Below are 11,676 nucleotides of genomic sequence, written 5' to 3'. Positions count from 1 at the left end.
ATTAACGGCTGCGAAAGTTGGCCTTGTGAACCGCACTCTGGCACAAAGCCCTCACGAGTGAGGGCGCTGTGGCGCGAAGGCAAGCGCTGCCCGGCCGGTATAACCTGGGTATCCTGGCCTGTGCCGATACCCGATATACTCAGTAAAATCTGTGATGAAACGGCGGCATTATCTCCGCCGTGTCATCATCCATTAGGATTAGCACGCTACATCAGTGGCAAGGCGATTTGCGATGCCTTGGCACCACCGACGCTTAAGGAGAGCTGCGCCTCGGGATAAGGCGGCGCCTCCATATTGTCTTTGTCAGCGCCCATGATGGCGACCCGCAGACGATTGCCTTTATTGATGCGATACACCACGGGCATGATGTCGAAGTTGGCTTCGACCACCTCCCCCGGCGTCAGCAGTTGCTCGTCTGCTTTTAAGGCGCGATGCCAAGGGATATCCAGGTTATTCCAGGGTGCCTTATGCTCCTTGCGCAGAGAAAGCCTCAGATTGCCTTCTGTGATGTAGTTGGAGCGACCATCGACGTCCACCTCTTCCAGCAGGGCATAGACATCGGCATCCGGCGTGCTGGCCGAGACGAAGAGTTTGACCAGCGGAATGCCGGCGATCACCATATCCTTCTCAAGGGGCAGCGTCGTAAAGGTCAGCGAATGGCCATCATTGGCCGCCATATCCGGATAGTTCACCTGAGTGCCAAAGTTGGAATCCCAGCGCGTCGCCGTTCCTGTGGTGGTCAGATTATTGACCTGATAGGCCAGTAACGCGCTGGCATCAGGCTGCTGAGTCGACAGAACCGGCACCTGAGTAGAAAGCAGGTGATCTGTCACCAAACCGCTCTTGGCGCTGGATTCGCCAAAATAGAAGCTGGTGCGCGGCTTGTTGAGAGGGAACTGGGACAGGGAGATCCACTGCCACTGCTCGCGCATGGTATCCACCTCGGCCACATGAATTTGCGGCTCATCCATCACGCCGTTTTTGATCCCCTTCAACCAGTAATCGAACCAGCGCTGAAACTCGGCGCCATATACCCTATCACGCTCCAGCTTTTCGGCCTGGTTATTGGTGATGTGAGACCAGGGACCAAAGGCCATCTTCTGCGGGCCGTGATAGTTTTCGAAATGCACTAAGGTGTCAGTGGTATAGGGATCATGCCAGGAACCGAAATGGTAGATGGCCACACCGGACTCGTTGAGGGCCACGTTTATCGCAGAGGGCATATCCTTATACCAATCGAACTCGGGCGCGGTAGCATCGCGCAGCTTCGCCGCACCAAGTGGCGTTATAGGGTCGAAGTTGGTGGCATGCTCCTTCACGGCAGCCGCCGCCAAAGTGCCATCTGTGTCGGCATCCACCGGCGTGGGCTTACGCTCCTTATCCAGGTACTGGGTGCCCTTGCCCCAACTCTCTAGCAGATCCTGACGCAATATGCCGCCACGACGAACCGCGTCATAGAGGTTAAAATAACCGTTTTCCGGGGTGATGGCCTTAAGCGCCGGATGCTTGGTGCTGGCGGCCATGTACTGGCTAATTCCCATATAGGAGAGGCCATACATGCCAATGTTGCCATCGCTGAATGCCTGCTTGGACAACCAGTCGATGACATCATAGGCATCGCGGGTCTCAGGCGCGCTAAATAGGCCCTGATAACGCCCGAAAGAGGCGCCGCCACCGCGCACATTAACACTCACAATCACATAGCCGTGCCTGGCGAGACGCTGCAAGATGGCATCGTCTTCTATATTGGTGACTCCCGGTTCAAACTCCCTGTGGTAGCGCGAATAGGTCCAGAGTACAGGCAGCTTTTCCTGTGTCACCACGCCCTGGTTGGCCGGACGCGAGATATCCGCCGCCAGCCGGGTACCGTCCCGTGTGGTGATATACTCAGAGCTGGTCACCCAGCCGTCGAAACGCTCCTGGGAATAGCCTTTGTAGTGGCCAAAGCTGGACACCTTCTTATGTTCCTTATGAGCCTGTTCGCTCTGCCCAGACTGGTTTGTTGCAGACTCGGCCGCGGCGATCGGCGTGATGATTGGCGTAATAGTAACGCCTGCCGAAATCGTCAACAGGCCGGCGGCCAGCCAGCAAGCGGCGCGCTGTGGTTTTCCCCTAACTTGTTCCATGTCTTACTTCCTATCTGTTATTGATCTTATTGCGCTTACACCAACTTAAGCCATCTCCCCCCCAGGGCTATCCCTTAGCACAGAGTTATCCCTTAGCGCAGAGTTATCCCTTAGCACAGAGTTATCCCTTAGCGCCCCGCCTTCGGTGCCTGGCGATAAAACACTTATCGCCAGGGAAGGAATAAAAAGCGGCTCCCTGACGACAGTGTGCAGTCTTTAAGTCAGGGATGCCGGGGAAAAGCTTTGCTTTAGTAGTTGTAAGACAGGCTTACTCCAAAGGTTCGCGGCGCGTTATATTCGCTATAGCCACTGTCCAAACCATCCAGATAGAAGCTGGTACGATAGGTCTTATCGGTCAGGTTGCGACCCCACAGTGCCACACTCCAATTATCATCGGGACTGAATATTTCCATTCTGGCGTTGACTAAGGTATTGCCTTTTTGCCGATAGATAGGCTCATTAGACACAGACAGCCAGTAGTCATCCTTGAAGGAGGCATCCAATTGCACGAAGCCGTCCAGGTTAGCATTCAGGTTAAAGTGATAACGGGCGATCAGGTTGCCACTGAACTTAGGCGCGTTATTGAGTTCATTGCCTTGAATGTCGATCACTTCACCGAAGATGTTGGTGATGCCGACGTCGGCAGACTCAAACTTGTTGACCCTATCCACCTCGGTATCGAGCAGGCCGATAGCGGCGCGGATCTCTAAGTCCTCGGTCGCCATCCAGCGCAGATCCAGTTCGGCGCCCTGCATGATAACGTCACCCAGGTTACGCAGGCCGTTAAAGACGCCACCGGTTGATTGATCGACCTCCTGAATAGCCGACTGGAAGTCACGGTAGTCGTAGTAGAAGGCCGCGCCGTTGAGCTGAATGCGATAGTCTTCCAGCGTTGACTTGAAGCCCAATTCGACGCCGTTGTTGCGCTCCGGCTTGTAGGGGCGGATGGCGTTTGGATTGGTCAGGAAGCCACCGAAGAAGCCGCCGGACTTAAAGCTGCTGCCCACACTGGCATACAACAGGGTATCCGGGGTGACCTTCCAGTCGAGGTTAACTTTCCATGACGGGTCACTCTCGTCATAGTGAGACTTATTAGCGCGCGCCAGATCGTAACGGCCGGTTACTGGGTCCCAACCAATGAAGTTGGCGCAGTAGGTGTCGCTGTCTGGGTCTGTGGTATTCAGACCATTTACGGTACAGATCCAGGTACCATCGTTGACAAACACGTCGCCGACATAATCCTTCTTCTCCTGGGTGTAACGCAGATCCACTGTGGTCGACAGGGTATCGCTGATGGCATAGGTGAACTGGGCATAGCCTGAGGTCACCTTAGTGTCCTGGGTATAGGCCATGGTGCCGCACCCAGGGAATTGCACCCAGTCGGCATAGACGTTGGCGGCAAAGGAGCAGTTTCTCAGGTCGTCCAGGTTATCCTCGGCGTACACCAGACCCAGCATCCAGTTGAAATCGCCACCATAGTTGGACAGCAGGCGCAGCTCCTGGCTCCACGAGCTGGTATCAGAGTCATACTGGGTGACATACATCTCGTTGAGGTCACCACCATTGAGACGGCCATAGTCACGGCTGGCTTGCTCCCAGGCCTCTTGATCCTGACCTGGGCCCATGCCGACAGAGCCGACACCATTGCGATGCTTAAACTGCATCTGGGTGTAGTTAGTGATCGAGGTCAGCGAGTAATCGGAGAAATCCCAGTTCATATTTAACGACACCGAATGGTAGGTGTCATCGTTGGGGTGCACCCTGGCATCGGCGCCGCTGTATGGGTCGCCATCGGCGCTGGCGCGGTTCATGTTGATACAGCTGGCATCCGGGATACCGGTTTGCAACACGGCGTCACAATAGGCCGGTGTACCATCCTGATTGTAGGGAATATTCATCGATGGCAAGCCGGGGAAGTCCGCCAACGGTCCCTCCCAATAGGCGTTGCTGTCTAATAACCCTGTGACCTCGGGGATCGACGCCTCAGAGGTGTCACGGCCATAGGTATATCTGAGATCCGCCGCAAAATAGTCTGTGGGTTCGAGATGCAATGTAACGCGGGCCTGCTGCTTATCTTTGCCACCCTGGTCGCGATTCAGATAGGTGTTGTAGTAATAGCCATCGCTGGTTTCAGACTGCACGGCAAGGCGCACAGCGGCGATCTCCCCCAGTGGCAGACTTGCACCGGCGCGGATGTTGAGCGAGTTATAGTTGCCGTAATCCACCGCGACATTGGCTTCCGTGGTCTCCAGCTCTGGTCGCTTAGAGGAGAAAGAGATGGCGCCGCCGGTAGAGTTACGTCCGTACAGACCGCCCTGAGGCCCCTTGAGCACCTCTACCCTATCGGTATCGAACATGGCGAAGGCGCTATAGATGCCATAGGGCTGATAGACGTCGTCGACGACCACGGCCGTGTTAGGCGTGTTGTTAGTGTTGTAGTCCTGTAGACCCACACCACGGATCACGAAGATGGGGATGCCGCTATCGTCAGAGACAGCGACCTCCATGTTGGGGATAAATTCCGCCAGGGCCGATGCCTGATAGGCACCGAGATCTTCTAGCTCATCGGCTTTAAACGCGGAGATCGCGATGCCGACATCTTGCATACGTTGCACACGTTTCTGCGCCGTCACCTCGATGACTTCAAACGCGCTGGCCTTCTGATCCTGTGATTCTTCTGGCGCCTGCGCTTCTTCAGCAAAAACTTGACCTGAAATGGCCCAAAAAACGGCCATAGCCAAACAACTCAGCTTCATGTTGCTCCGACTTACTGCTGCTCGGGAGCGTAATAAGTGATTAGTTTTAATGTACTTTTCCATCATCCTATCCTTCCTTTATTACGTTTTATATTTATTAGGATGTTGGCGATGTGGAAATCAGCCGCACCTCCCTACCGAGTCCTGCACTAACTGCAATATTTATTGCCACAGCACCTATTCCCCCCGCGGTACATCAGGCCACAAACATAAGCAAAGACTGTTAGAATCGAGTATATGGAGCGCGTTACCAATTTTTAAATTTATTATAATGATTGTGCAACATTCATAATGGTGATGATGAATCATTCATCTGCCCCCATAGCTCCCCTAAAAACCCCTATCCCTTGAAGGGGCTCGTTTTTTAAGCAAACCAGACTCTGCCACACCAGGACAAACCTAATGAAAGAGAGAGGAAAACAGCCCCATGATTGGCCCAAATACCGTGCTCATCGGAGCTGTTACAAAGAGTTAAAGCCAATTCGCGCCAAAACATTGGAAATAAAAAAGGTCAAATCGAAGAGATAGAAGATACAGGTGTAAGCACGCTTTTGACCCTCGGCGACAGGACGTCGCCGCGGAGCGTATAGGGACATATTCAAATAACATCCGTGTTTAAATGCCAGTTCGGCATCCATGCCTCTCGTTCGCGAGCGCGAAGCTGTGCTTCACTCACCGTGTCAAAAGTGTGCTTGCACAACCCCCGCCGGGCAGGCGTTAGATTGCCATGAAGGGTAAAGCTTCAAAAATCTAACCAGGTGCAATAACCGTCCAAGCTACGAGCAAAAGGTTAATAGGGTTAACGCTAAAACCCGAGATCCATCTGCGCCCCATGCTCCTCCTCGTCCAGTCCGGCCCCCACCGCCTCACTCTCGAGTCCGACCGACACCCCCAGCAGGCGAATGCCCCGCCCCGCGCGGCGCTCTAGCGCCTGTTTAAGCAGATCGTAAAACAGCTTCACCGAGACCTCGTCGCTACGCTGCTCTATGGTGGTCTGTTTGAAGTCGTCGAACTTGAGCTTAACCACCTGCTTGTGAATGCGACGTGACTTGGCGCTGCGACTGATGCGCCCGGACAGCTCCTGGATCAGCTGAGGCATCACCGCCTGACACTGCTCATAGGTGTAAATATCTTTAGCCAGGGTGGTCTCGACGCCGACAGACTTACGCTCCCTGTGGGGGGAGATGCCGCGAGGGTCTATCCCCTGCGCCCTGTCATAGAGCACGCCGCCAAACTTACCGAAGCGTTCAGCCAGGCTTTGACGGCTACAGGCCTGCACGTCGGCGCAGGTAATCAGCCCCATGGTTTCCAATTTGGCGGCGGTCACCTTACCGACACCGGGGATCTTAATCAGCGCCAGTGTCTTCACAAACTCGGGGATCATCTGCGGAGTGATCACATACTGGCCGTTGGGCTTATTGAGATCCGAGGCTATCTTAGCCAGAAACTTCACCGGCGCAATACCTGCAGAGGCCGTGAGCCCGGTCACCTCGAAGATCTCCCGGCGAATCGCCTCGGCGATCAGTGTGGCCGAGCCCTGATGCTGAGTGCAGTCACTGACATCCAGATAGGCTTCATCCAGGGAGAGCGGCTCGATTAATTCTGTGTAGCGGGCAAACACCTCACGGATCTGCGCCGACACCTCCTTGTAGACAGACATGCGGCCGGGCACCAAGATGAGATCCGGGCAGAGCTTGAGCGCATAGGCGGAGGCCATGGCCGAGCGCACGCCAAACTTGCGCGCCTCGTAGTTACAGGTGCTGATGACGCCGCGGCGATCGCTGCGTCCGCCGACGGCTATAGGCTTGCCCCTGAGCTCGGGAAAATCACGCATCTCGACCGCCGCAAAGAAGCAGTCCATGTCTACATGAATAATCTTTTTCACCTTAATACCTCCACCGCCAAGAATACTGTACATTTAAACAGTATTCAATCACTTCGCGATGAACAAAGGCCTGACGCCAGATGACAGGCAGCAAAAAGCCACCCTAGGGTGGCTTTATCGCTATCTCATGGCGTCGAATGGCTAATGCCTTGTGCCTGGCACCTTACATACAAGGCCTTACCTCTTTCTTATATAACAGTCTCTTACATTTTAGACTGGAGGTAGTTCTGCAGACCTATCTTGTCGATGAGGCCCAGCTGCTTCTCTAGCCAGTACATATGGTCAGACTCTGTCTCTTCCAGCAAGACCTCTAACAGCTCGCGGGAGACGTAATCTTGCTTTTCCTCGCACAGGGCAATGGCTTCACGCAGGTTGGCCGCCACCTGATACTCGTAGTTGAGATCGTTCTGCAGCATCTCCTGGGGATCTTTACCTATGTTCAGCGCCTCGCGGCTGGCCACATCTGGCGTGCCCTCGAGGAACAGAATCCGCTGGACCAGCTTCTTGGCGTGTTCGCGCTCATCGTCAGACTCGTGGGAGATCCGCTCGTGCAGCTCGTTAAGCCCCCAGTCTTCATACATCAAGCCGTGGACAAAGTATTGATCCATCGCCGACAACTCTCCGGTGAGCAGCTTGTTGAGGGTGTCGATCACTTCCTGATTGCCTTTCATGCTTCTCTCCCTATTCAGATTCCATCTGCGACTGCAGGTAATTTTGAATGCCCGTCATCTTAATCAGATCTTGCTGCGCCTCGATCCAGTCCAGATACTCCTCCTCATCTTCGAGCAGGTCCTCGAGGATCTCGCGGCTCACATAGTCTCGCTCCGTCTCACATAGGGCGATCACGCTGCGCAGTTCGACCAGCTGCTCTTCGAGCATGGTCTTGTCACACTGCAACATCTCTTCCGGGTTCTCACCTATGCGCAGCTTCTCAAGCTGTTGCAGATTAGGCAGGCCTTCGAGAAACAGCACCCGCTCGATCAGCTTGTCGGCATGCTTCATATCTTTGATCGACTTCTTGTAGCACTTCTCATTGAGCTCTTCCAGACCCCAATTTTTGTACATGCGTGCGTGCAAAAAGTACTGGTTGATGGCCGTCAATTCGAAGGTCAGTATCTTGTTTAACTGACGAATGACGTTCGGATGACCCTTCATTTGATCTCCTTAGTAAGATTTGATCTAAATCAATATTTAAGCCTAGAGCAATTTTCACCCAATTACAAATAAACATTTAGTTTCAATCAGTTACCAAAGAAAATCGTTCTCATTCGCGCTTTAATTACCAAGGCGATTAAAGATAATAAATCCAGAGTGTTAAGGGCGATACAAAGCGAAAGGCGCTAGGGAGGAGATGAGTCTAGGTGAAGACGAGCCAGGGTAGAGAGAAGTCTGGGTGGAAAGATGTTTTGGTAAAGAGTGATGAAAAACAGGGGTAATAAAAAAGGCCCCGAATGGGACCTTTAATAATAGCGCATAAAAGGCGCGGGCTAGATGATACGATCTTTGGCCAGCTTCTCGCGACGGGCCTCTTCTTCGGCCATCTTCGCCTTACGCTTATCGCATGGGTCGTCACAGTCACAGGCCTTCTCGATACCCAGGGCACCCAGACCACCGCAGCTGCCGGCAACCGCCTTCTGCTTCACCAGGTAGCCGATAGACATAAGAACGAAAAACAGTAGTAATACCACAAAAGCCGCTAAAAAAGTGCTCATCACTGACTCCAGATACACATAAGTGGCTGTATTGCTTATGTGTCTAACCATTCGCTAACTAGTTGACTAGCTATTTGGCAAGCTAATCAACCGACATGCAAGACTGCATTTTAGAGTGCGCCTAGCCACTATATTAAGCGGGCTGGCGCACCGATGGACGCTATTCTATCACAAACCCACGTAGGGCTTAAAGGCATCGCTATAGTAGACCTTGAAACCTTGCGCTTGCTTCTCGATCAACATGATGGCCAGATGCTCTCGCTCGGCCAGCGCCAGCGAGGCCTCTGTGCCCAGCACCATCATGGCGGTGGCATAACCGTCGGCGATCATGCTCTCCTTGGCCAGCACGGTCACGGAGGCAAGCTTGTGGTCGATGGGGTAGCCGTTGCGCGGGTCGATGATATGAGTGAAGCGTTGCCCCTCCTCCTCATAGTAGTTGCGATAGTCGCCAGAGGTTGCCATGGCCATATTGCCCGGCTCAATCACCTGCTGCGCCACCCGCTCATCCTCATCGGGCTGCTCTATGGCGATCACCCAAGGGCTGTCGTCCGCCTTGACGCCGAAGAGGCTGATCTCGCCGCCTATCTCCACCAGATAACCTTTGGGCTGATACTTGCTCAGCAGCTTGGCCACCTTATCGACCCCAAAGCCTTTGGCGATGGAGGAAAGGTCAACATACAGGGCAGGATTGGTCTTGCTCAGCTTGAGGCCATCGACCTTGAGATACTCGATACCCGTCTTGGCCTTGGTCTCGGCGATCAGCTCGGCGCTTGGCACGCGAGTCGGACGCTTGTCGGGACCGAAGCCCCAGAGGTTTACCAGCGGCCCCAGGGTGATATCCAGGGCGCCATCTGTCTTGCGATAGAGGTCGATCCCCGTCTGCACTACCTTGGCCGTGTCTGGCGATACCGTCAGGCTAGATTCGAGCGTCATCTGATTGAAGCGCGACAGCTCAGAGTCTTTGCGGTAGGTGGACATCTGATCGTTCACCTGCTCCAGCGCCAGGTCGATCTCCGCCTGCAGCAGCTGCTCGTCGGGCATCTGTTTATCGCCGACAAATTTGATGTGGTAGGTGGTGCCCATAGTCTGTCCAGACATAGCAATCATCTTGACAGGTTGGCTACAGGCCGAAATAAAAAAGGCTAGTCCCGCCAGGACTAACCCCTTGATAAAGGTCTTATACATATTGACCATTGTCCTTAATGATAACCCGGTAACACACTCCCTAAGGGCCTTTGGGCGTCTTAGGGAGCACGATAATCACGGCAATAATATCACAAGAATGATTGCTTAGCCGCCGAAGTCATCCAGCAGGATGTTTTCATCTTCAACGCCAAGATCTTTAAGCATACCGATAACGGCCGCGTTCATCATTGGAGGACCACACATGTAGAACTCGCAATCTTCTGGCGCATCGTGGTCACGTAGGTAGTTTTCATACAATACGTTGTGGATAAAGCCTGTGTAACCATCCCAGTTATCTTCGGGTTGCGGGTCAGACAGGGCCACGTGCCATACGAAGTTATCGTTCTCAGCCGCCAGGCCGTCGAAGTCTTCAACGTAGAACATCTCACGCTTAGAACGCGCACCGTACCAGAAGCTCATCTTACGCTTAGACTTAAGACGCTTGAGCTGGTCGAAGATGTGTGAACGCATAGGCGCCATACCTGCACCACCACCGATGAATACCATCTCGGCATCGGTATCTTTCGCGAAGAATTCACCGAATGGACCAGAGATAGTCACCTTGTCGCCCGCCTTCAGGCTCCAGATGTATGAAGACATCTTACCGCAAGGCAGAGACAGGTTACGTGGAGGCGGTGTCGCGATACGTACGTTCAGCATGATGATACCTTCCTCTTCAGGATAGTTCGCCATTGAGTACGCACGGATTGTCTCTTCGTCAACCTTAGACTCTAGCTTGAAGAAGCCAAAGTGCTCCCAGTCACCACGATATTCTGCTGGTACGTCGAAATCGGCGTACTTAACATGGTGCGCAGGTGCTTCGATCTGGATGTAACCACCGGCACGGAAAGGCACAGACTCGCCATCAGGGATAGCCAGCTTAAGCTCTTTAATGAAGGTTGCCTTGTTATCATTAGAGATAACTTCACATTCCCACTTCTTGATACCGAAGATCTCTTCTTCCAGTTCGATCTCCATATCTGACTTAACGTTGACCTGACAAGACAGACGACAACCGTTACGGGCATCGCCCTTTGAGATATGGTCGAGCTCTGTTGGCAGAATGTCACCGCCGCCAGACTTAACGATCACCTTACACTGGCCACAAGAACCACCGCCACCACAGGCTGACGATACGAAGATACCGTTATCAGCCAGAGCACCCAGTAGTTTACCGCCCGCTGGTGTTTTAATTGATTTATCCGCATCATGGTTGATGCCGATAGTAATATCGCCACTTGGTACCAGTTTTGATTTGGCGAACAGAATCACCAACACCAAGACCAGTACGATGGCTGTAAACATACTCACACCGAGGTATACATCGATTGGAGTAGATTCAATAATACCCATTAACTTATCCTTAAAGGTTCAAAATCAGAAGCCGTTAAGGTGTCTCTATTACAGAGACACACCTGAGAACGACATGAAACCTAGCGCCATCAAACCCGCAGTCACGAAGGTAATACCTAGACCACGCAGACCATTAGGGACATCAGCATATTTTAACTTCTCACGGATACCGGCCAGCAGCACAATCGCAAGTGCCCAACCGATACCTGAACCTATGCCGAACACTAAACTTTCACCCAGGTTGTAGTCACGCTCAACCATGAAAGAAACCGCACCGAAAATCGCACAGTTTACTGTGATCAGCGGTAGGAAGATCCCCAGCGCGTTGTATAGCGGTGGGAAATACTTATCCAATGCCATCTCAAGGATTTGAACCAGCGCCGCGATCACACCGATGAAGGTGATGAACTTAAGGAAGCTCAGGTCCGCATCGGGTACGCCAGCCCAGGCCAAGGCGCCCGGAGCCAAAATACCCTGATAGATGATTTGGTTAACAGGTACTGAAATTGCCAATACCACGATTACGGCAACACCTAAGCCCATGGCCGTGGTGACTTTCTTAGACACAGCCAAGAAGGTACACATACCAAGGAAGAAGGATAACGCCATGTTTTCAATGAAAACAGAACGGATTAATAGACTAATATAATGTTCCATTA

Annotated in this window: 9 protein-coding genes; all 9 read right to left on the bottom strand. The window is 53.0% G+C overall.

The window, feature by feature from the left end; genetic code table 11:
- Window positions 1-206 precede the first annotated feature (206 nt).
- The 9 genes from K0H81_RS05290 to nqrE all read right to left on the bottom strand — a co-directional run bounded on the left by K0H81_RS05290 (window position 207) and on the right by nqrE (window position 11,674).
- A complete protein-coding gene (locus K0H81_RS05290) occupies window positions 207-2,126 on the bottom strand; it encodes a CocE/NonD family hydrolase (protein WP_220060148.1) in 1,920 nt (639 codons plus the stop codon).
- Between the two features lie 248 nt (window positions 2,127-2,374).
- Window positions 2,375-4,861: a TonB-dependent receptor gene (locus tag K0H81_RS05285; protein WP_220060147.1), complete on the bottom strand. Its 2,487-nt coding sequence runs from the start codon at window positions 4,859-4,861 to the stop codon at window positions 2,375-2,377.
- Window positions 4,862-5,687: 826 nt separating this feature from the next.
- Window positions 5,688-6,767 carry a DNA polymerase IV gene (gene dinB / locus K0H81_RS05280; RefSeq protein ID WP_220060146.1) on the bottom strand — a complete coding sequence of 360 codons (1,080 nt, stop codon included), beginning with the start codon at window positions 6,765-6,767 and terminating at the stop codon, window positions 5,688-5,690.
- Between the two features lie 203 nt (window positions 6,768-6,970).
- Complete coding sequence (bfr, locus tag K0H81_RS05275; RefSeq protein ID WP_011866669.1) at window positions 6,971-7,438, bottom strand: bacterioferritin; 468 nt, start codon at window positions 7,436-7,438, stop codon at window positions 6,971-6,973.
- Window positions 7,439-7,448: 10 nt separating this feature from the next.
- Window positions 7,449-7,922 carry a bacterioferritin gene (gene bfr, locus K0H81_RS05270; RefSeq protein ID WP_011866670.1) on the bottom strand — a complete coding sequence of 158 codons (474 nt, stop codon included), beginning with the start codon at window positions 7,920-7,922 and terminating at the stop codon, window positions 7,449-7,451.
- Between the two features lie 332 nt (window positions 7,923-8,254).
- Entirely contained in the window at window positions 8,255-8,479 is a 225-nt protein-coding gene (nqrM, locus tag K0H81_RS05265; protein WP_011866671.1) for a (Na+)-NQR maturation NqrM, read from the bottom strand.
- A gap of 168 nt (window positions 8,480-8,647) precedes the next feature.
- Complete coding sequence (locus K0H81_RS05260) at window positions 8,648-9,664, bottom strand: FAD:protein FMN transferase (protein ID WP_144203708.1); 1,017 nt, start codon at window positions 9,662-9,664, stop codon at window positions 8,648-8,650.
- A 105-nt stretch (window positions 9,665-9,769) separates the two neighbouring features.
- Window positions 9,770-11,017: an NADH:ubiquinone reductase (Na(+)-transporting) subunit F gene (nqrF, locus tag K0H81_RS05255; protein WP_144203707.1), complete on the bottom strand. Its 1,248-nt coding sequence runs from the start codon at window positions 11,015-11,017 to the stop codon at window positions 9,770-9,772.
- 48 nt (window positions 11,018-11,065) lie between these two features.
- Entirely contained in the window at window positions 11,066-11,674 is a 609-nt protein-coding gene (gene nqrE, locus K0H81_RS05250; protein WP_011866674.1) for an NADH:ubiquinone reductase (Na(+)-transporting) subunit E, read from the bottom strand.
- Window positions 11,675-11,676: the final 2 nt, after the last annotated feature.

Source organism: Shewanella halotolerans (genome assembly GCF_019457535.1).
Taxonomy (GTDB): Bacteria; Pseudomonadota; Gammaproteobacteria; order Enterobacterales; family Shewanellaceae; genus Shewanella; species Shewanella halotolerans.
This window is presented reverse-complemented; position numbering and strand designations above follow the sequence as displayed.